The sequence below is a fragment of the Enterococcus sp. DIV1298c genome (genome assembly GCF_017316315.1).
Classification (GTDB): domain Bacteria; phylum Bacillota; class Bacilli; order Lactobacillales; family Enterococcaceae; genus Enterococcus_B; species Enterococcus_B mangumiae.
Genome location: NZ_JAFLWG010000002.1, coordinates 1 through 21,586, shown reverse-complemented (window position 1 = coordinate 21,586; position 21,586 = coordinate 1). Strand labels below are relative to the sequence as shown.

The 21,586-nt window shown below is 38.9% G+C and carries 21 protein-coding genes; 17 read left to right on the top strand and 4 right to left on the bottom strand.

The features are described 5' to 3' along the window. Positions 1-8 precede the first annotated feature (8 nt). Positions 9-281, top strand: a complete 273-nt coding sequence (locus JZO83_RS00270) for a hypothetical protein (RefSeq protein WP_206856888.1) — start codon at positions 9-11, stop codon at positions 279-281. A gap of 16 nt (positions 282-297) precedes the next feature. Further along, a complete protein-coding gene (locus JZO83_RS00265; RefSeq protein WP_207114709.1) occupies positions 298-1,218 on the top strand; it encodes a LacI family DNA-binding transcriptional regulator in 921 nt (306 codons plus the stop codon). 42 nt (positions 1,219-1,260) lie between these two features. Here the strand turns inward: JZO83_RS00265 and JZO83_RS00260 are convergent, their stop codons facing one another. Then, on the bottom strand, positions 1,261-2,013 hold the full coding sequence (locus tag JZO83_RS00260) for a MerR family transcriptional regulator (protein WP_207114708.1): 753 nt from the start codon (positions 2,011-2,013) through the stop codon (positions 1,261-1,263). Between the two features lie 184 nt (positions 2,014-2,197). Here JZO83_RS00260 and JZO83_RS00255 point away from each other — a divergent pair, with 184 nt between their 5' ends. The 3 genes from JZO83_RS00255 to nadE all read left to right on the top strand — a co-directional run bounded on the left by JZO83_RS00255 (position 2,198) and on the right by nadE (position 5,254). Next, positions 2,198-2,557, top strand: a complete 360-nt coding sequence (locus tag JZO83_RS00255) for a DUF1827 family protein (protein WP_206856885.1) — start codon at positions 2,198-2,200, stop codon at positions 2,555-2,557. Positions 2,558-2,941: 384 nt separating this feature from the next. After that, the gene (locus JZO83_RS00250; protein WP_206856884.1) at positions 2,942-4,414 is read left to right on the top strand and encodes a nicotinate phosphoribosyltransferase; all 1,473 of its coding nucleotides are present in this window, start codon (positions 2,942-2,944) and stop codon (positions 4,412-4,414) included. Positions 4,415-4,426: 12 nt separating this feature from the next. Beyond that, on the top strand, positions 4,427-5,254 hold the full coding sequence (nadE, locus tag JZO83_RS00245) for an ammonia-dependent NAD(+) synthetase (protein ID WP_206856883.1): 828 nt from the start codon (positions 4,427-4,429) through the stop codon (positions 5,252-5,254). A gap of 460 nt (positions 5,255-5,714) precedes the next feature. On the opposite strand, the gene JZO83_RS00240 is transcribed toward nadE, so the two are convergent. Beyond that, the gene (locus tag JZO83_RS00240; RefSeq protein ID WP_207114707.1) at positions 5,715-6,605 is read right to left on the bottom strand and encodes an ArsR family transcriptional regulator; all 891 of its coding nucleotides are present in this window, start codon (positions 6,603-6,605) and stop codon (positions 5,715-5,717) included. A gap of 204 nt (positions 6,606-6,809) precedes the next feature. Between JZO83_RS00240 and JZO83_RS00235 the strand changes: the two genes are divergently transcribed. From JZO83_RS00235 to JZO83_RS00195, 9 genes are all read left to right on the top strand, one after another. Further along, positions 6,810-8,315: an alpha-N-arabinofuranosidase gene (locus tag JZO83_RS00235; protein ID WP_207114706.1), complete on the top strand. Its 1,506-nt coding sequence runs from the start codon at positions 6,810-6,812 to the stop codon at positions 8,313-8,315. Positions 8,316-8,329: 14 nt separating this feature from the next. Beyond that, a complete protein-coding gene (locus JZO83_RS00230; protein ID WP_206856875.1) occupies positions 8,330-9,601 on the top strand; it encodes an ABC transporter substrate-binding protein in 1,272 nt (423 codons plus the stop codon). A 902-nt stretch (positions 9,602-10,503) separates the two neighbouring features. Next, positions 10,504-11,400, top strand: coding sequence for a sugar ABC transporter permease (locus JZO83_RS00225; RefSeq protein ID WP_206856873.1), 897 nt, complete (start codon positions 10,504-10,506; stop codon positions 11,398-11,400). 11 nt (positions 11,401-11,411) lie between these two features. Further along, a complete protein-coding gene (locus JZO83_RS00220) occupies positions 11,412-12,275 on the top strand; it encodes a carbohydrate ABC transporter permease (protein WP_206856872.1) in 864 nt (287 codons plus the stop codon). Between the two features lie 4 nt (positions 12,276-12,279). Continuing rightward, positions 12,280-12,855, top strand: a complete 576-nt coding sequence (locus tag JZO83_RS00215) for a DUF624 domain-containing protein (RefSeq protein ID WP_207114705.1) — start codon at positions 12,280-12,282, stop codon at positions 12,853-12,855. After that, positions 12,852-14,384: an alpha-L-arabinofuranosidase C-terminal domain-containing protein gene (locus JZO83_RS00210; protein WP_207114704.1), complete on the top strand. Its 1,533-nt coding sequence runs from the start codon at positions 12,852-12,854 to the stop codon at positions 14,382-14,384. The genes JZO83_RS00215 and JZO83_RS00210 overlap by 4 nt, the downstream gene beginning before the upstream one ends. Then, positions 14,381-15,367 (top strand): glycoside hydrolase family 43 protein, encoded by a 987-nt coding sequence (locus JZO83_RS00205; RefSeq protein ID WP_207114703.1) that lies wholly within the window; start codon positions 14,381-14,383, stop codon positions 15,365-15,367. The genes JZO83_RS00210 and JZO83_RS00205 overlap by 4 nt, the downstream gene beginning before the upstream one ends. A 247-nt stretch (positions 15,368-15,614) precedes the next feature. Further along, positions 15,615-17,471 carry a sulfatase-like hydrolase/transferase gene (locus JZO83_RS00200; protein WP_207114702.1) on the top strand — a complete coding sequence of 619 codons (1,857 nt, stop codon included), beginning with the start codon at positions 15,615-15,617 and terminating at the stop codon, positions 17,469-17,471. Between the two features lie 95 nt (positions 17,472-17,566). After that, the gene (locus JZO83_RS00195) at positions 17,567-17,998 is read left to right on the top strand and encodes a hypothetical protein (protein WP_207114729.1); all 432 of its coding nucleotides are present in this window, start codon (positions 17,567-17,569) and stop codon (positions 17,996-17,998) included. Positions 17,999-18,055: 57 nt separating this feature from the next. Here the strand turns inward: JZO83_RS00195 and JZO83_RS00190 are convergent, their stop codons facing one another. Both JZO83_RS00190 and JZO83_RS00185 read right to left on the bottom strand, forming a co-directional pair. Next, positions 18,056-19,213: an AI-2E family transporter gene (locus JZO83_RS00190; RefSeq protein ID WP_207114701.1), complete on the bottom strand. Its 1,158-nt coding sequence runs from the start codon at positions 19,211-19,213 to the stop codon at positions 18,056-18,058. Further along, positions 19,214-19,576: a PTS glucitol/sorbitol transporter subunit IIA gene (locus JZO83_RS00185; protein ID WP_206856866.1), complete on the bottom strand. Its 363-nt coding sequence runs from the start codon at positions 19,574-19,576 to the stop codon at positions 19,214-19,216. 137 nt (positions 19,577-19,713) lie between these two features. On the opposite strand from JZO83_RS00185, the gene JZO83_RS00180 reads away from it, so the two are divergent. The 3 genes from JZO83_RS00180 to JZO83_RS00170 all read left to right on the top strand — a co-directional run bounded on the left by JZO83_RS00180 (position 19,714) and on the right by JZO83_RS00170 (position 21,531). Further along, complete coding sequence (locus JZO83_RS00180) at positions 19,714-20,733, top strand: lactonase family protein (RefSeq protein WP_207114700.1); 1,020 nt, start codon at positions 19,714-19,716, stop codon at positions 20,731-20,733. 11 nt (positions 20,734-20,744) lie between these two features. Then, entirely contained in the window at positions 20,745-20,906 is a 162-nt protein-coding gene (locus JZO83_RS00175; RefSeq protein WP_206856863.1) for a hypothetical protein, read from the top strand. A 331-nt stretch (positions 20,907-21,237) separates the two neighbouring features. Next, complete coding sequence (locus JZO83_RS00170) at positions 21,238-21,531, top strand: bacteriocin immunity protein (RefSeq protein WP_206856861.1); 294 nt, start codon at positions 21,238-21,240, stop codon at positions 21,529-21,531. Positions 21,532-21,586 lie beyond the last annotated feature (55 nt).

The following is a 21,586-nucleotide window of genomic DNA, read 5'->3' as shown; positions in this document are numbered from 1 at the left end:
GGCTTCTTATGAATACCTATATCAAAACAACACAAGGCTTAAAGAATCAATGTTTCTACGCATTTGTCGAGTTTAAAGATTCCATGCTCGTGTTATCTAGTTTTCAAGGTCTTAATCGATCAGTAATCAGAAAAATCAATTTAGCAGATATTTCTGGCTTGACCAAGGATGATTATTGGGGCGGTCAACGAATCAGTTTTTACGATCAAGGAACGTTGTATCAATTTTTCGAATGTGGGCCAGCTGTGGTAGACTATCTACAAGAAAATCTTTTTGTATAGGTGGCGAACAGCAGTCATGGCAAACATCCGCGATATAGCCAAAAGAACAGGCTATTCTGTTTCAACGGTCTCTCGTGTAATCAATCAACATCCGTATGTTGATGAGACAAAGCGAGCAGAGATCTTGAAAGTGATCAAAGAATTAAATTATGTACCGAATGCGAATGCCAGACAACTAAGTTCTGGAAAAACAAAAAATATCGGTGTCATTTTACCATACACCAATCACCCATACTTTGATCAGCTATTAAGTGGAATCATTGAAGTCGCTTTTGGCGAAGGGTATAAAGTGACGTTATTACCAACAAACTATCAAATAAAACGTGAGCAACAATATTTGGAAGAGTTTGCGGCAAAAGCATTTGACGGATTGATCATCACATCAAGAGCGAATCCTTTAGAATTGTTGCTTGATTATCAACAATACGGTCCTATCGTCTTTTGTGAAAAGATCGAAGGGTTAGAGGCTATGAGTGTCTATATTGATCGAAAACAATCAATTACTGATGGGTTAACCTTTTTAAAAACTCAAGGAGTCAAACGCTTAGGTGTTACTTTGGGAAGAACCGGACGATTAAGTTATAATTCGAAAATCACGTTGAAACTATGTAAAGAGATTTTTCCTGATTTTAACGAGACGGATGTTTACTGGCAGTGCATCGATACCGAACAAGGAAAACAGGCAGGAAAATTTTTTGAAGAACGAGGAATCGATGGTATTTTTACGAATTCAGATACGGTAGCGGCTGGGATTCTCCAAAGTTATCAAAATAAAAAAATTCCCATAGTTGGTCGGGAAAATATGCTGATCAGTGAACTGTTGAATTTTTCGACGATCGACCATCATTTGAAACAATGTGGTGAAACCGCTTTTCGTTTGTTTTTGAATGGCACAATTAAACAGGTGAAAATTCCGTATACTTTTATTCAACGTTAGTAAAAAAAAGACAAATCTCAAAAAAGATTTGTCTTTTTTCTTTTACGCATTTGCTTGGATGATTTCATTCAATGCTTCTGCCGCACCTTTGCCACTGCGAGAATCGTAGTATTCAGCGAAGCGTTCATCAGAGATGTAAAGTGTGCCTAATCCTTTATGCGCTTCTGTTTGATAGGTTGGCCAACTAAACAATAACCATTTTTTATGTGCGTCAAAAATTTCTTTAGCGAGTGCCTGATTAGATTTATCAGACAGGTAAGTTGTTAAATCACTTAGTAATCGTTGTTCCACTGCTTGCATCTCTTGATACACTTCTTGCGACATGTTTTGCCATTGTTCGTTTGCTTTATCGATGGTTCCTTCTCCGTACTTCTCGCGGATTTCTTTACCATAATTTGTTTCGTTTTCTGTTAGTTTTTGTTTTTTAAAGCCTTCAAATTTTTCTTGATCAGTCATTTTTTTCCCTCCATCGTATTGTGCTAATGTTTGTTGGACCGTTGCCAGGAGAGTATCGATTTCTGCTCGTTTTTCCAATAGCTTTCTCTGATGATCGATGAGTGCACGTTGATGATCGAACGTAGGCTCATCTAACAATTCTCGAATTTGATTCAATGGAAAATCTAAGGAGCGATAAAATAAAATTTGTTGCAGGCGGTCGATTTCATTAGAACCATAGATGCGGTAACCTGCTGAGTTGATTCGTTTTGGTTTGAGGAGATCGATTTCATCATAAAAACGAAGTGTCCGACTGCTCACTCCTGAAAGCTGCGCCATTTTTTTGATTGTGTATTCCATTGCTTTCCCTCCTGACAAAACTAGCATAATCCTTGACGTAACGAGAAGGTCAAGAAAAAAATCGTCTTTTTTATCTGCTTGATTATATGTTATACTATTATCAAAAGAGAGGGAAATGAAATTGTTTTTTTAATCATTTATGAAAGCGATTCATTTTAAGTTAAAAAGAGAGAAGAGGATCACTATGAAATTGATTGAAACGCCGATAACAAGCAACTTGAATATCAAAACCTTTTATCCTAAAATCGTTGATTTCTTTTTTAGAAATTCTGCCATTCGATTTTATAAACTGTTTTCTCTTGATCGTACGCAAATTTTATTGATTGATACGTTCGATCAAGTCCAATTAGTGATGATCAATACGAAAAAGAAAATTTCTAAACAAGAGATTGATTATGCAATCAAAAAAGTACTGAAAACAGAACGAGAATCTGTCAATATCCATGTAGGTGTCAAGCAAGAATTAGAACAAGCAGGGGTGAAGTTCAAGCGACCGAATAAGGACATCGTCATTGTAGAACAAGCGATTGCTGCGATCGCCTAGCAAAATAAATATGGCTAAGCTACTAGATAACCCCAAAAATGAATACAATAAAAAGTAAAGCGCTGAGATCCCAAGATAGTAGAATCTTTTGGGATTTTGGCTTTTTTTTAAATTTATCTTTTTACTCAGGTCAAAGCGCTTTTCTCACAACCTAGATAAACGGTGTTCGAAAGCCAACTCCTTCAATAGTAAGTCAGAACTTGAAAAAATATGAGAAGCTATTTTCTCAAGTTCTGACTTACTACTCGGAGCTACCCGGCTTTCTCACAACCTTCTGTCTTATTTCTTTACTTTATACAAAATAAAACAAGATTTCTTTTACCAGGGTATTTTTTTGTTATAATAGATAAGAAATGAAAATTGGCTTAGAGGAGCAATAAAAAGATGACGACAACTTACTCAGATGACAGTTTGACGCTACATACTGATCTTTACCAGATCAACATGATGCAGACATACTGGGAACTAGATAGAGCAGATAAACATGCAGTATTTGAATGTTACTTCCGCGAAATGCCATTCAATCATGGTTACGCTGTTTTTGCAGGGCTAGAACGGTTAGTAGATTACTTGGAAAATTTGACATTTACTGATACAGATATTGCGTATCTTCGTGAGATGGATGTATATCCAGAAGGCTTTTTGACATATTTACGTGAATTCAAATTCAAAGCGACTGTTCGTTCAGCTCGTGAAGGCGAGCTCGTTTTTGCGAATGAACCGTTGATCCAAGTAGAAGGTCCATTAGCCCATTGTCAATTAGTGGAAACAGCATTATTGAATATGGTAAACTTTCAAACGTTGATTGCAACGAAAGCAGCTCGTATCAAATCAGTGATCGGTGATGATCCATTATTAGAGTTTGGTACACGCCGTGCGCAAGAATTGGATGCTGCGGTTTGGGGTACTCGGGCAGCTTACATTGGTGGAGCAGATGCAACGAGCAATGTTCGGGCAGGAAAAATTTTCGGGATTCCGGCAAGCGGTACTCACGCTCATTCTCTTGTTCAAAGTTATGGGAATGACTATGAAGCATTTATGGCGTATGCAAAGACGCATAAAGATTGTGTTTTTCTAGTGGATACCTACGATACCTTGAAATCGGGCGTTCCTAGTGCGATCCGTGTGGCGAAAGAACTTGGTGACAAAATCAACTTCCAAGGAGTGCGTATCGATAGTGGGGACATGGCGTATATCTCAAAAAGAGTCAGAGAACAACTAGATGCTGCTGGTTTTACAGAAGCGAAAATCTATGCCTCAAATGACTTAGATGAAGCGACTATTCTAAACTTGAAAATGCAAAAAGCAAAAATCGATGTTTGGGGCGTTGGGACGAAGCTGATTACAGCTTATGACCAACCTGCATTAGGTGCAGTCTTCAAGCTAGTATCGATTGAAAATGAAGAAGGCGAAATGATCGATACGATCAAATTGTCTAGCAATGCAGAAAAAGTGACCACACCCGGTAAGAAACAAGTATGGCGTATCACTCGTAATTTTGATGGGAAATCAGAAGGTGATTATGTGACATTATGGGATGAAGATCCTCGACAAGAAGAAGAGATTTTCATGTTCCACCCCACACATACATTTATCAATAAAACTGTTCGTGACTTTACTGCTCGGCCAATTTTACAAGATATTTTTGTGGAAGGAAAGAGAGTCTATGACTTACCGACTTTAGCAGAAATCAAAGAGTATACTAGAGGAAACCTAGATTCTCTTTGGGAAGAATACAAACGTGATTTGAATCCACAAAAATATCCAGTGGATTTATCAACAGATTGCTGGAATCATAAGATGGCAATCATGGAACGAATGAAAAAAAGCGTCACACAATTAACTAGTGAACTATAGGAGGAAGAGAAGATGAATCATTTACAACAAGCAATCATTGAAGAACTAGGCGTGAAATCGGTCATCGATCCTCAAAATGAAATTCGTGTCAGTATCGATTTTATGAAAGAATATTTGAAGAAAAATCCCTTCTTAAAAACGTTAGTATTAGGGATCAGTGGCGGACAAGACTCTACTTTAGCTGGACGTTTAGCGCAATTGGCGATGGAAGAAATGCGAGAAGAAACGAAAGATGACAGTTACCAATTCATCGCTGTACGGTTGCCATATGGCGAACAGGCGGATGAAGAAGATGCGAAAGCTGCGTTAGAATTTATCCAACCAGACGTCCAATTACGTGTAAATATCAAACCTGCAGTTGATGCACAAACACAAGCATTGACTGAAGCAGGTGTGGAAATCAGTGATTTCAATAAAGGAAACATCAAAGCACGTCAACGTATGATCACCCAATATGCGGTTGCTGGACAACGTGCAGGGGCTGTGATCGGTACCGACCATGCAGCTGAAAACATTACTGGGTTCTTTACAAAATATGGGGATGGCGGAGCAGATATCCTTCCGTTGTTCCGTTTGAATAAACGCCAAGGCAAAGCGCTATTGAAAGTCTTGAATGCACCAGAACATTTATACACAAAAATCCCAACGGCTGACCTAGAAGACGGCAAGCCAATGGTTGCGGATGAAGTCGCATTAGGCGTCACTTATGATGAAATCGACGACTATTTGGAAGGAAAAGAAATTCCAACAGATGCGCAACAAAAGATCGAACAATGGTGGAATAAAACACAACATAAACGTCATTTACCAATTTCGATTTTTGATGATTTTTGGAAATAAAACGAAATAATCAAAGAAACCGTGAATCCTTTGTTGAATAAGGGAATCACGGTTTCTTTTTGTTTTTGAAATTGATTAGGTTAAAACGCTTTTCTCACAACCTAGATAAACGGTGTTCAAGAAGCAGCACTTCAATAATAAGCCAAAACCATCAAAAATGAGAAAGCCATTTTCGATGGTTCTGTCTTATTACTCAGTGCTGAACGCTTCTTTCACAACCTATGATAAACGGTGTTCGAAAGCCAACTCCTTCAATAGTAAGTCGAAACGTGAAAAAATATGAGAAGCTATTTTCCCACGTTCCGCCTTACTATTCGGAGTTGAACGGCTTTCTCACAACCTAGATAAACGGTGTTCAAAAAGCTGACCTTCAACATTAAGATGAAAAATCAAAAAATATGGAAAGCTATTTTCTGATTTTCCATCTTACTGCTCAGGTTAAAACGCTTTTTTCACAACCTCAACTATAATACACCTTCATCTTTATATCTTGGTCGTAGTTGCCGAAGCCTTTGCCAAATAAGGTGCACCCGCCGACGTTTTTTGCGTCTTCTTTGACTTCAATGCGGAAAGTCCAGATATCTTCGTTTCTTGGGATGTCATTGATTGTGATTTCAGATAAAGGTTCACCGTTGATATTGGTCAAATGTTTGGTGATGCGGATCGTTTTCAATAATCCATACTGATTTAAGTTATCTGGATACCAGTCAGGTGTGTGTTTTCCGCGAATGTCTGCGAAATCTCCCGGACTTGTCCAGTTACCTAGTTCCACACCGTTTAAGCTAAATGTGATATCAGATGGCCAATTGTCATTGGAAAATGGAAATTCAGAAGAAAGTTCAACAGATAATTCTAACATTTCCAAAGTATCTTCTTCGTTCAAAAAATTCGGAGTTTGATATTCTACGAACCCGCTTGTAAACCATAAGATCCGTGCATCCATGCGACGGGGATCAGCAAAGTAACGTGGTTCATCGACTTTGCCAATAAAATCATGGATCGTTGCCAGACCGCATGTCGGCTCGATTGAATAGCGAGTGTAATGACCAATAGGAATCGATGTTTCTTTTGTGTCAAACGCATTGAAGATTTTTTCTGGGAACGTGATGTTGATTTTATCGACACGTAAGCTGGAGATTTTTTTTTGGCCGATTTTCTCAGATTTGATGATGTTCGCTTCCTCAAGTTTTTTTACATGCATCGTCGTAATGGCACTACTGATTCCGAGTGCTTGGGCGAGCTCTTTGATATTCATTTTATTCTTTGAAAGTAGCTGGATGATTTTTATCCTTGTTTTACTAGCTAATGCTTCATAGACAGGTAACGATTCTTCGTTGATTTGTAGTTGCATGGTTTACACCTCGTACTTAGGTTTTTTATTTAGTTTTATATTAACATAAATATTAATTTATAGCAGTTAAATATAATATGGATATTTATGATTAATAAATCTATTAATTATTATACAATAATAATTTTATATTTAACAATATTATTATTGACAACGCTTTCAAAGAAAGATATGATTCACTTATGAATTAAAGGAGGGGAATATATGGATGCTGTAATGTCAGTTAGTCGTGGGCAAAAGATAGGGGAAATCGATCGTCGTTTGTATGGCTCGTTTATTGAACATATGGGACGTGCAGTATATGGGGGGATCTATCAACCGGATCATCCTACTGCAAATGACCAAGGATTTCGCCAAGATGTCATGGAGCTAGTCAAAGAATTATCTGTACCACTGATTCGTTACCCGGGTGGGAATTTTGTTTCTGGCTTCAATTGGGAAGACAGTGTGGGACCTGTAGAGGGGCGACCGAAAAGATTAGACCTTGCATGGCGTTCCTTAGAAACGAACCAAGTCGGTGTACATGAATTTGCTGCATGGTGTCAAGAAGTGGGTGCAGAGATCAATATGGCGGTCAATCTTGGGACTCGTGGTTTAGATGCGGCAAGAAATCTAGTCGAATATTGCAATTATCCCGGTGGTACTTATTGGAGTGAGAAAAGAAAAACGAATGGGCAAATCGAACCGTTTGCGATCAAGACTTGGTGTTTAGGAAATGAAATGGATGGGCCTTGGCAAATCGGTCATAAGACAGCAAAAGAGTATGGAAGGTTGGCAGAAGAAACGGCGAAAGCCATGAAACTTGTTGATGAGTCGATCGAAGTGGTTTTATGTGGCAGTTCCAATAGTCAAATGCCAACATTTGGCGAGTGGGAATTAACAGTCCTTGATCAAGCCTATGACCAAATCGATTATCTGTCATTGCATCAATATTATGGCAACCCTACAGATGATCTTGGAAACTACTTAGCTCGTTCACTGGATATGGATCAATTTATTTCAGGCGTTGTCGCAATGTGCGATGCGATAAAAGCGAAAAAACACAGCAAGAAACAAATCAATCTATCCTTTGATGAATGGAATATTTGGTACCATTCTGCGGAACATGATTTAACAGTCAAGCCATGGCAAGTTGCTCCGCCATTGTTAGAAGACCACTATAATTTTGAAGATGCCTTGGTGTTAGGCTGCTTGTTGATCACCTTATTGAAGCATGCCGATCGGGTGAAAATTGCTTGCCTGGCACAGCTTGTCAACGTGATTGCACCCATCATGACAGAAGAAGATGGTGAAACTTGGCGACAAACGATCTATTATCCATTTATGCAAGTTGCTACATTAGGGCAAGGCGTGGCTTTACGACCTGAAATCACTGTAGATACGTATGCGACAAGTGAATTTGTCGCAGTCCCATATTTAGAAAGCATTGCGGTGATCAATGAGGAAAAAAATGAGTTGGTGATCTTTGCGGTGAATCGTGGAGAAGAGGAGATGCACTTGGATCTACATCTTCCTGACTTAGAGATTGCGGAAGTTATCGACTTTTCAGAGATGAGTGGGTACGAGATCAAAGCGGTCAATCAAGCTGGAAATGAGCAAATCAAACCAGTATCCTCTCAGGCGTATGAACGAAAAGAAAATCAGCTTCACTGTTTATTGAAACCGTTATCATGGAATGTGATCCGAACAAGCTTGACCCCGAAAAATTAAGGAGGAAATTCAACATGCGAGGAAAAAAATTCATTATTGGTTCATTATTGTTAGCTGCGACTGGAATATTAGGTGCTTGTGGTGGCGGTGCTTCATCTCAAAGTAACGAAGAAGGAGATGTCACCTTGACTTTTTGGAATGGGTTTACTGCTTCTGATGGGGAGATCTTGCAAGAGATCGTTAACGATTTTAATGAAAGTAATGACAAAAATATCAAGATCGAGATGGACGTGATGACTTGGGCGAACTTGAATGAAAAATTGCCAACGGCTATTTCTTCAAGAAAAGCGCCAGATTTTGTCGCACTGAATTACGCTGATTTTGCGCAATACGTTGAAAATGGTGCGGTGCAACCTATTGATGATTTCTGGGAATATGAAGGGGTGGATAAAGGAGACTTTCAAGACACCGCCATTGATCTAGGGACGGTCGATGAGCAACAATACTTCATCCCGATGCAGGTACAAGGGATGTACATGTATTGGAACAAAGAGCTATTTAAACAAGCAGGTATGGATGAAACGACACCACCAACGACTTGGACAGAATTGACAGAAATGGCACCACAACTAACAGATAGTAGTAAAAATGTTTCAGGTTTTGTTTTCAACAAAGATGGTACTGCTCCTCTTTACAACTGGATGTTGGCAAATGGTGGAAAACTTGTCAGCGATGATTATACAAAATCTGAGTTTGCTTCACCAGAAAACTTAGAAACATTAAAAGCAATCCAAAAAATGATCCACGTTGATAAAGCAGGGCCAGAATCGATTTCAGGAGCAGAAATGGATAATTTGATGAATGCTGGGCAGTTGTCGATTATCATCAATGGACCGTGGTTGAATAATGGCTTGAAAGCCAATGAGATCGATTATGGAGTGACGACCTTGCCACAAGCTAGTGCTGACGGTGAGAAAACCGCGATTTTAGATGGTGTGGGTTATGCAATTCCAGCAAGTACAGATAGCAATAAAAAAGAGGCGATTTACGAATTCCTAAAATATTGGAATACAAGTGAAATCGGCAAAAAATGGAGCATTGAAAATGGCTTCCCTGCATATCTATCCTCTGTTGCAGAAGATGAAGAAGTGAAGAATGATCCTATCGTTTCGGAACTATCGAAACAAATGGAATATGCTGAACCTTTCCTCCCAGGATTCACGAAGATTGCAGCGATCAATAATGATATCATCAATCCGTTGATCGAAAAATTATTGGCGGGTGAAGATCCAGAGAAATTGATGAATGATGCAGATGATAAGATCAATGACTTATTGAAAGAATGATCGAGGAACAACTTCCCATGGCATCGAATCGACGAAGAGAACAGAAATGACCTCGTAGTAAATAAGGCGGAAGAGATTAAAATGGAAAGCAGTTTTTATCGCTTTCGCCTTGTTTCATATAGAACACATTTCCTATGTTTTTTTCTGGGTTTTATAGCTAGAGATGTTTATTTAGGAAATCATTCAAATAAAAAAGAGGGGCTACAATAGCTAATTTAAATCTATAAATACCTATAAAATTAGTGGGTAATCTTTTAAATATGCGTATTTTAGTTTTGAGAGGGAAAAGTAGCACTCGATTTCGTTGAAGAATTTCCAATGAAAATGAATATACCAATTTACGAATTTCTTTCGCTGGTAAACTATCCTAATATCAAAGCTAGAGCAGTTCTATCGAATGGCAGCATCTACAAAAGCATTGACTAAATAGAAACAAATAAGCAAATTGAGCGCTTTTGCGTGGTTACAACGCAAAACTTCTCAAAAATACAAGATGAATAAGGAGGGAAACCGATTTGTCAAACTTGTAACATCTATAAATTAAAAAAATCGACAGATACATCGAAAACTAGCAAATCTTCGTCAGAACCACAGCCAGCCATCAACGACAAAAATCGTGAAAACCAAACGATCAAAAATCGTTGTAGAAACATTGGATGACAATACCAGTCTGAACTTAGCGAGTTATCGTGCTTGATCTACATGTTTTTAATCAAATTAAAATCGTAGAATGATAGGATTCGTTGTATCCGAATTGACGCCTGTGGAGTGTTACATCAAACGAGAGTAGCGAGAACATGGCAAAATCGGACACAGAGAAACAGGAAATAAACATTGATCTGACAACTTTTATAGTTGGTTAGAAATATTTATAGATTTTTGGCAACGGGGAATAGACGAAAATGAAAGCATTATCCAGATATTGGAACCGACCGGATCGAGCGGCGTATTTATTTTTAGTGCCATCCTTTTTGATTCTATTGTTATTCACAGTAGTACCACTGATTGGTACATTCGCAATCAGTTTTACTGATTTGAACATCTTTTTTACTTCCAGAGAGTTTGTAGGCATGAGTAATTTTTTACGGATCTTTGAGGATGAACGTGCAGTCAATTCACTTTTGCATACGTTGTATTTTACCTTACTTGAAACTCCTACACAGATTATCGTTGGCTTATTAGCAGCGGTTATTTTGTCGAAAAATACCCGTTTCAATCGTTTTTGTCGGTCAACATTTTATATTCCTGTGATTTGCTCGCTCACTTCTATTGCGATCATCTTTTCGATGTTGCTTGATCCAAACGTTGGAGCGATTCCTTATCTCTTTTCACAAGTAGGTTTGCCGATTCCGCAATTTTTCCGTGACCCAACCTTAGCGATGCCAACGGTGGCGCTTATGACAGTTTGGAAAAATTTCGGGGTCACCATGACGATCTTGATTACTGCAATTCAAGGGATTTCACCTTCGCTTTACGAATCGGCTCAAATGGATGGCGCAACGAATCGTCAACAATTCTTTAATATCACATTACCGCAGATCGTTCCATCCCTTGGTTTTTGTATATTGACTAATCTGATTGGTTCCATGCAAGTATTTGACCAAGTCTATGTGGCGACGAACGGTGGTCCACAGTTCAAAACGGAAACAGCTGTCCAATATATTTATAGTCGAGGTTTTACTGCACCGTATGAATTGGGCTATGCGTCCGCATTATCTTCCGTATTGTTTGTCATCGTTGCGGCGATCGCCATTTCGACAAACTTGTACATGGGCAGAAAAGAAAAACAAATGAAATAGGGGGAAACAAGATGCTTTCGGAAAGTTATACAGCAGTTGAAGCGAATCGACGGAAAAAGTTCGATGGGAAGAAATGGCTACGTGTCGTGGGAATGTTGCTTGTATTGTTGATTATTGCATTTCCTTTTTTATGGTTGATCATTTCCTCGTTCAAGTATGAAAAAGACATCATTTCATTTCCCCCGAGAATTTTTGCAGATGAATATACGTTTGACAATTATATCAAGGTCTGGACGACGATTCCGTTATTGGACTATATCAAAAACACCGTAATTTTTGCAGGTGGGACAGTGATCACTTCTGTGTTCTTTGATTCTCTCGCAGGATATGCGTTTGCACGAATGCGTTTCAAAGGGAAATCGGTGTTGTTTTACTTTGTTTTGTTAACGATGATGATCCCTTTTCAAGTCTTCATGATCCCACTGTTTATCCAAGCGAATTTTCTAGGCATGTTAGACACGTATGCCGGATTGATCATTCCTCGGATGACTACTGCTTTTGGGATATTTATGATGCGGTCGTTCTTTGTGACCTTACCTGATTCATTGGAAGAGGCCGCACGTATCGATGGTTTGAGTGAGTTCAAGATTTTCTTGAAGATCATGTTGCCGTTGAGTAAGCCGACACTGTTGTCATTGGCGATTTTCACGCTGATGAACAGTTGGAATGACTTACTTTACCCATTGATCTTGACAACAAGTTCGAGAATGCGGACGTTGCCTGCGGGATTGGCGTTATTCACGGGACAAAACATCTCGTTTTATGGACCAGTAATGGCTGGAACAGTGATTTCGATGTTACCGTTATTGATTATTTATGTTTTTGCTCAAAAATACTTTGTACAAGGAACTGCTATGTCTGGCATGAAAGAGTGAGAAAATGAAATTAGTCGAAACAAAGTGGTATGGTCAATTGATCCAAATTTCCGATCATATCTTATTAGGTATTTTGTGGGTAGTCGTTTCTTTACCTTTGGTCACAGTGGTATCTGCTACTACAGGAGTGTTTACGACGTTGGATAAATGGAAATCTGGGGAATCCGGTCAGGTTTGCTATTCGTTTTTACAAGGTTTCAAAAGAAAGTTTATTCTCCAAACATTGATGAGCGCTTTAACGATCATCATTTTTTTCTCGATCAATCGTATGTTCCAAGAATCTGATGTGCTTTTAGTGATTAGTGGTTACATGGCAACGATGGTCTTTACGATGTTCTTGCTTTCATGGAGCTATCGTCTGGCAAAAGATGAAACGATTTCTTTGAAGCAGCTCTTTCAGGAAAGTACGTTATGGGTATTGTTCAACTTTTTGAGAAATCTGCTTTGTTGTGGGGTGTTGTTGGTTTTTATGGTACTTGTTTTTATGTTTCCCCCGATTATTTTTGTGTTAGCCGGTGGGGTTTGGTGGTTGATCGATCAGTTGATGGGGAGTAGGAAGAGAAAAGGAGTGTGGCAATGAAAAAAGTAGAGATAGACGTGCGGAAAGGTTTCTCTAAAGGGACGATCAGTCCAAGACTTTTCGGTTCATTTGTCGAACATATGGGAAGTGTGGTCTATAACGGGATCTATGAACCAGATCATCCAACCGCTGATGCGAATGGATTTAGACAAGATGTACTTTCTTATGTGAAAGAGCTGTCTTTAGGTGTGATCCGTTATCCTGGAGGAAACTTCACGTCAGGCTATGATTGGCAAGATACGATCGGACCAATCAGTGATCGTCCAAAAAAAATCGATCTTGCATGGCAAGGGATCGAACCGAATACATTCGGGCTACATGAATTTTTCCAATGGTTAGACATGGTAGAAGCGGAGCCGATCATGACAGTGAATCTAGGGACAAAAGGGATCGATGATGCGCGTAATCTAGTAGAGTATTGTAATTTTCCTGAAGGTACCTCGTGGAGTGAGTTACGGCAAAAAAATGGGCAGCAGAAGCCTTTTGATGTGAAGCTTTGGTGTTTAGGGAATGAACTAGACGGGCCGTGGCAAATTGGCGCAAAAAGTGCGTATGAGTATGGTCGCCTAGCTAATGAAGCTGCCAAAGCGATGAAATTAGTGGATGAATCCATCGAAACGATCCTAGTGGGCAGTTCAACACCGCGTTTAGCCTCTTATCCTGAATGGGACCGAATTGCTTTAGAAGAAGCCTATGAAAATGTGGACTATATTGCTTTACACAATTACATCGATAAATATGACGAAGACGATTTGACGAAGCCACCGAAAAACGAACGAGCGGATACGAAGGTATACTTAGCGAAAGCCGAGCGATTTGATCGACAGATTGAAGAAATCATTGCGACATGTGATTACGTCAAAGGCTATTTGCGTAGCGATAAGACAATGTACTTAGCTTTTGATGAATGGAATGTCCATAGCCAACCAGACCAAGTCCATCAAAAATTTCAAGTAGGCTCACCGATCGATTGGTGCCATTTCACAATGGAAGATACCTTATTATTTGGAACGTTGGGCCTTGCGATTTTGCGACATGCTGGCCGTGTGAAAATTGCTTGTCAATCCCTCCTAGTCAATACGATCCCGCTTATTTTAACGGAAAAAAATGGCAGTGCCTGGGTGAATCCGACGTACTACGTAATGCAGCACTTGGCAAACTATGCGAAAGGGGAAGTATTAGACCAACAGATGGTTTGTCCTACTTATGAGTGTGCGGATGGGCAAGTGGTTCCGATCATTGACAGCGTAGTGGTCGAAAACGAACATGAAATCGTATTGTTTTTAGTGAATCGCACAGAAGAGGAAGTAACGATCACGACAACACATGATTTTGATCTGGAAACTAAGGCGGTCCAACTCGTCTTAAAGAGTAATGATCTGCTTGATAAAAATACGAAAGAAGCACCGGATACGATTCAACCATTGCAACAAGAAATCGCTGTAAACGAAATGACCAAGATCCACGTAGTGCTTGAAGCATATTCTTGGAATGTCATCAGACTAAAAAAATGCGAGGGACCTTTATGAAAAAAACAATGTATATGAATCCAATCGTTCTTGAAAGAGCTGATCCTTGGATCTACAAGCATACGGACGGATACTATTATTTTACGGGTTCTTTACCTGGTTACCAGTCGATTGAAGTGAGACGTGCGAAAACGATCGATGGCTTGAAAGAAGCAGAAACGTTACTGGTTTGGCATGCGCCGGAAACTGGACCGATGAGCCAGTTGATCTGGGCTCCGGAGATCCACTATATCCAAGAAAAATGGTACATCTATTTTGCAGCGAGTGATCATGCAGAGATACGTGACCGAGAGCATCACCATCGAATGTTCGTCCTTGAGAACTCTTCAATTGACCCTATGAATACCGATTGGGAAGTGAAAGGACAAATCATTACTGCCGCAGACACATTTAGTTTAGACGGGACGACTTTTACACATCAAGGGAAGTTGTATTATGTGTGGGCGCAATTAGATCCTCGGATTCCTGGGAACTCCAACCTCTACTTATCAGAAATGGCGAATCCTTGGACGTTGACTGGCAAACAATTGCTGTTAGCGATCCCAGAATTTCCTTGGGAGAAACGAGGATTCTCAGTTAATGAAGGCCCCGCCGTATTGATTCGTAATGGGAAGATATTCATCACTTACTCAGGTAGTGCCACAGATGAAAATTATGCGATGGGGCTATTATGGGCAGAGGCGTCAGCTGATTTATTAGACGGTTATTCGTGGCATAAACATCCTGAGCCGGTCTTTGTTTCTTCTGAGGAAAATAAACAATTTGGACCAGGACATAACTCCTTTACTCTCTCAGAAGATGGTCAGGAAGATGTATTAGTTTATCACGCACGACCAGAAAAAAATGAAGGAATCGATCCACTGAATAATCCGAATCGCCATGCCAACGCACAAGTATTTTCATGGGATACAGAAGGATTCCCGGTTTTTGGTGAACCAGTGGCATATGCGGCAGATGTGCGCGCGTCATTTCAAGCAAAGTGACAGAAGAGATCAACTTCGAGAAATAAGCGGTAATAGCCGAATTTGTTCTTCAAATTTTGGACTATTACCGCTTATTCTTTGTGTTGGAAGAAGCCGAAGACAGCGTTCGATTTTTTTTGTTTTCTATTTATTTTTTTATAAAATTGATAGTAAAAATTGTTTGTTTTTTGAACTTTACTTTCATTTGAGGAGCGACTAGAATAAAATAGGCGTTAAAGTAGTTTAGAAAAAGTGAAGGAGCGCTCTCTTGAAAAGATATTTAGATAAGCTTTCAACCAAACAACAAAATATTCTACGAATCACTACTCTTGGGGTAGTAACAGTCTTAGTGATCCTTTTAAGTAATTTATATTTGCAATGGTGCCAGAATAATCTTTCTGTTGATCTAGCCTTGAAATTTGCTTTTTCTTGGCACACAGAAAAATTCTTACTTGCTTGTTTCGTGTTACTCACGGTCTTTTTATTTATGGTCGCTTTTGCAGGTTCTTATATTTTCGGTCTGCTTTTTTATCTCGTAAGTATCGGTATTTTAGGTTTTGCGAATTACTTGAAAATGAGCTATCGTCAAGAACCGATCTATCCAGATGACCTCAAGATGATCACAGAGTTCAATTTATTAAAAGACATGACAGGAACACCGATTTTTATCGGGTTGATGCTAGTAGCGGCACTCGCCTTTGGTGGTGTAGTTTGGGCAATTGTCCGTAGTTTCAAAAAAGACCGGACATTCCAAATCTACCGTGTGTTAACTTTAGTCATGACAGTCGCAATGATGGGCTATTTCAGTAATTTCAATAATCCAAATAATTTATTGCGTAAAGCCTACAATCAAACGGCGTTATGGATTCCATACAGTCAGAAAATGAATTATTATAATACAGGATTTATTGGTGGCTTTTTGTATAATCTAAGAGTCGAGCCAATGGAGAGACCTGAAGGCTATTCAAAAGAAAAAATCAAAGAGATCACTGAGAAATATCAAGCAAAAGCAGATGAAAAAAATCAAACGGCAAGCGATGAGCAGCCAAATATTATTTATGTGATGAGCGAAAGCTTTTCAGATCCAAGTCATCTAAATGGTGTAACAGTGACAGGTGATCCGTTAGCTGACTATCGTGAAGTGGCGAATCAAACCTATAGTGGCCGGATGCTTTCTCAAAATTATGGTGGTGGAACAGCGAATATTGAGTTCGAAGCGTTGACAGGTCTATCAATGGCATTATTCAATGGTCAAATGACCACGCCTTATACGATGCTCGTTCCAAAGCTTGATCAATTACCATCGCTTGTGTCGACACTCAATGCACAGAACTATCAAACAACGGCGATCCATCCGTACAATACATCTATGTATAAGCGTGAAGATGTCTATCAGACATTAGGGTTTGATTCATTTATCAGTGAGAGGAATATGACTTATACGGATACCATTGATAATAATCCTTATATTTCCGATGAATCTGCCTATAAAGAAATCTTGGATTTATTGAAAGATGAAGAAACACCGCAATTTATCCATCTAGTCACGATGCAGACGCATATGCCTTATGCAGGCAAGTATTCGCAACTAGATTTTTCTGCTACGACAGAAGATAATAATGGAACGGATACCCTCAATAATTATTTGCAAGATATTGCTTATAGTAGTGAAGCGTTGAAAGCATTCACTGAAGCGCTGAAAGATACTTCAAGGAGAACATTGGTCGTGTTTTGGGGCGATCACTTACCTGGGATCTATTCAGATGAGATCAAAAATAAAAATGAGAAGCAGGCGTTACATCAAACAGAGTTTTTAATGTTTGATACAGCTGGTAAGTTAGAGAAACGAGAAATAAATGATGCAGTCACTAGTCCATTTTATTTTGCAGCAAGTCTACTAGAACAAACGAATCTAAAGACCACTGGATTTTATCAATTATTACTTGAAATGGAGTCAGCCATCCCAGCATTTGAACGCGAACTGTATTTTCAAAATGGCCAGTGGGGAAAAGAAGCTCAGCTGAATCGGGCACAAGAGGAAGTCTACGAGGCGTATCGCTTGATCCAGTATGATCTAGTTTCAGGGGAACAATATAGTTTGGATACAGGTTTTTATGAGAAATAAACGATAAAAATAACATTTTATTTATAGAATGACTTGTTTTCTACTAGAAAAAGCAGGTAAAATAGAGAAAGAAAATGAAGAAAGTAGGAGAACCTATGTTACCGAATCTCGGTTATTATGTGCAGACTGTCGATAAAATCGTCAAAGAAACAGAAGCAATCGGCGAAACGATGCACCCTAAATACGAAAAAATCAGAGAAGCAATCGATCAAAACAAAACAGCTGATCTCACGCGAGAAGAGTTAGTTGAGACTGTCGATTTATTTGAAAAAGGCACTGAAAAATATCGCACGATGCTGAAGAAAATCAGTACATTGCGTCCGCCAGCAAAAGTGATGGGTATCCATAAGAACTTTGAAAAAGCGTACAAAAATTATGTAGCTGGTTGTGAAGAGATGACTCAAAGTATCGAACCGGAAAAAGGCATCGATACAGCACAATTTGATGCGTCAGAAGCAAAACAAGACCAAGCAACAGATGATATTTCAGCAGCTATCCAAAAAATGACTAATCTATTAATGAAATAATCAAAAATCCGAGACGACTGAAAATAGGTTTCCTATTCTCAAACGTCTCGGATTTATTTATTCTTGATGTTTTTCTTCGTAAAGAGAAGAAATCGTGGTGTACCACTCAAAGATGTGAGAAATCAATACTTTCGCTGCGGCATAGACAGGAATCCCTAAAATCACCCCGATCACACCAAATAATTTTCCAGATGTCAATAAGACAAGTAAAATCGTCACTGGATGGATCGACAGCTGATTCCCTAGTACAAGCGGCGAAATCAAACGGCCCTCAATCGTTTGTTCTAATGCAAAAACGATCAGTACTTTGACTAACATGACTGGACCTGCGACAATCGCTAAAAAGACAGCAGGTATCATGGCTAGGAATGAACCGAGATAAGGAATCAAATTCAAGAAACCAGCAATGATCCCTAAGGTAACAGCATATTCTAAGCCGATGATCGCAAATCCGATCATAAACATGATTGCAACCGCAAAAGCGACAGTCAACTGTCCACGAATGTAAGAAGAAACCTGATCATTCATCTCACCTAATACTTTCAAAGTTGGTACTCTCATCCGAGTAGGCAAGAATTTCACCAAGTAAGGCGCTAATTGTTTCCCATCTTTCAACAGATAAAACAAAATAAACGGCATCGTCAAGACAGCAACGACGATCGTTGCTACTGCACCAACAAAGCTACCTAAGCTTTGAACAGTCGTTTTCGATAGATTCTGTAAAATATCTCCGGCAGAATTCATAAACTGATCGCCAGTTTTTTCGAGTTGTTCTCGAAATTGATTGAATAGTGGGTCACGTAAGATCTCTGTTAACTTGTCATCGATCGTTTCAACATATTGTGGGAAATTGCTAACAAAGCTGACGGTCTGTTCCTGGATTTTAGGAATGATCACGACACTTCCCCATACGATCAAAGCGACTACGAGTATAAATAGTCCGATGATGCTATAAAGTCTGGGGATCTTTTTCTTTTCCAAATAATCGACCACAGGATTCATCAGGTAATATAGGATACCCGCTAAAATGATCGGTAAACCTACAATTGCTAGAAACTGCCAAATTGGTTCGAAAAGATAAGAAACTTTGGTGAATAGGAAAACAATCAGTAGGACTAAAAGAACAACTAATAAAGCTGTGACTACTTGATTGTTTAAGAACCAACGCCAAAACCAAGAGGCAGGTTTGATTTTTCTCTTTTTGTCCTCTGCCATTTATTTCACCTGCTTATAATTGATTATTGTGCCAACATTGATTTCTGGCAATTGATACGGGGACAGGTAGATCCCATTGACGATTTTGTCCCCTTTTGGCGGTTCTTCAAAAACCAAAGTCACGTGGCCAACCGTTGTTAGATTTTCATTGGCTAACGGACCAACATGTTCGATCGTATATTCCTGATGATCAAAAGAAATCCGATCATTTGTTTCAAGAGAAAAATTCTCTTTTGTGCTAAATTCTTGAATGATCGTATAGTCACGCAGCGCAGAGGTTGCAGACTGATCAAATAAAATCAGCATCGATTCTTCTGGGTTGATTGCTGATGTCCCTATTTCTGTTATTGTTGCTTGAGTCATTTCATTTCTCTCCTTTACTCCTACAAAAATCAATGATTCTATCGCTACAAAAACAGTATAACATATTCTCTTTGATTACCGTCATGAATGGATGTATGATAGAATAAATTAGAATTCTTATTTTGAGGAGGATCAAAATGTTAAAAAAAATCATTCTAGGAACATACACAAGACGAAAAAGTGAAGGCATTTATCAAATCGAATTAGATACAGATAAAGGAACTTTAGAAAATCTAACATTAGTGACAAAAGAAAATAGCCCCACTTATGTAGCAAAAAGCGTGGCAGGAAATCTTTACACGGTAACAAGTGTCGATGGCTTAGGTGGCGTAGGTGCGTATGATCATTCGTACAATTTTTTGAATGCGGTAACAGAAGCCGGTGCCCCATTGTGTTACGTGACAGTTGATGAAAAACGTCAACTTGTTTATGGCGCAAATTACCATAAAGGAGAAGTCAATGTTTATCGTATCTCTGAAGACGGTAGTTTAGAGGCGACAGATGCAGTCTTTCATCAAGAACCGACTGGCCCACACAAAAATCAAGATCATGCACATGTCCATTACACAGATTTAACACCTGATCAACGATTGGCAGTGTGTGATCTAGGAACGGACCGCGTATACACGTATGATGTAGATGAACATGGCAAATTGACTTTGAAAGCAGTCTTAGAAGTAGAGCCGGGAACAGGGCCGCGTCATTTAGTTTTCCATCCAAATAATCAATTCGCCTATTTATTTGGTGAGTTAGATAGTACAGTCCGCGTACTTTCATACGATGAAGAAACTGGCGAATTCAAAGAGGTACAAAAAATCAGTACATTACCTGAAGGATTCACCGATGAAAACGGTGGTGCTGCCATCCGTATTTCCAAAGATGGACGCTATGTCTACGCATCAAATCGTGGACATAATTCAATTGCCGTATTCGCTGTGAATGAAGATGGCTCACAGTTAGAAAACGTACAAACAATCTCAACTGAAGGGGATTTCCCAAGAGATTTTGCATTAGATCCAGCGAATGACTACGTGGTATGTGCGAATCAGAATACAGACAATCTTACTTTGTACAAACGTGATGCTGAGAATGGAAAATTAACATTGATCCAAAAAGACATTTATGCACCAGAGTGTGTCTGCGTTTATTTTGATTAAGGAGTATTGACATGAATAAAGAAGAAGTATTAGACCGATTACGTGAAGAATTAGAGATTCCATTTTTTCAAGGAAAAATAGAAGACAAAGAGTATAGCGAAGAAGAATATCAAAAAATCAAAAATGATTTGATCAAGTATTTTGATGACTATGTTCGCAATGTTGAGAATTAAAGCGACAAATATCGTTTAAAAGAAAGTGATTTTTTCTTATCTTGAACTAACTTGACCCTATAGTATAAAAATGGAGGACATATGAAAGAGTGGAAAATGATTTTTTGCGCTTTTCTTTTAACATTGCTCTTAAACTTTGGGCTAGCTTATTTGTTGGATAGACCATTCAAATGGTGGCTCACTTTAGGTATGTTCATAGGTTTCTCCATTGCCTATTTACTTGGTTCAAGAAGGAATAGCAAAAAGAATTAGTTCTGTTAGAAACACTTTATTTTAAGTATCAAAAATCACGATATTCTTCCTTGAAAAGCTAGATAAGGAGCATAAGTAAATGAGTAATCTAAGCTGGTTTTCTGGTGGAGACGATCGACGCAAAAAAGCAGAAGCGTTAATAACGGAATTAATCGATGACTTAGAGGTAAATTCGGAAAGCCAATCGCTTAGAGTGGTACTAAAATCCAATCTAAGAAATCTACAAAATGAAGGAGCTTCAGCGCCATTACTACTAAGCCGTATGAATGTAGAAATAGCGAATGCAATAAAAAAAGATGGCGTCTCGTTAGATGAAGCTTATTCCAAAAAACTGCAGGAACTGATATCTCTATCAAATATTAGATATGGTTAATCGTTTTTTAGATCAATCAACTCTGTCTAACCAATAAAAAAGACTTCATGAACAT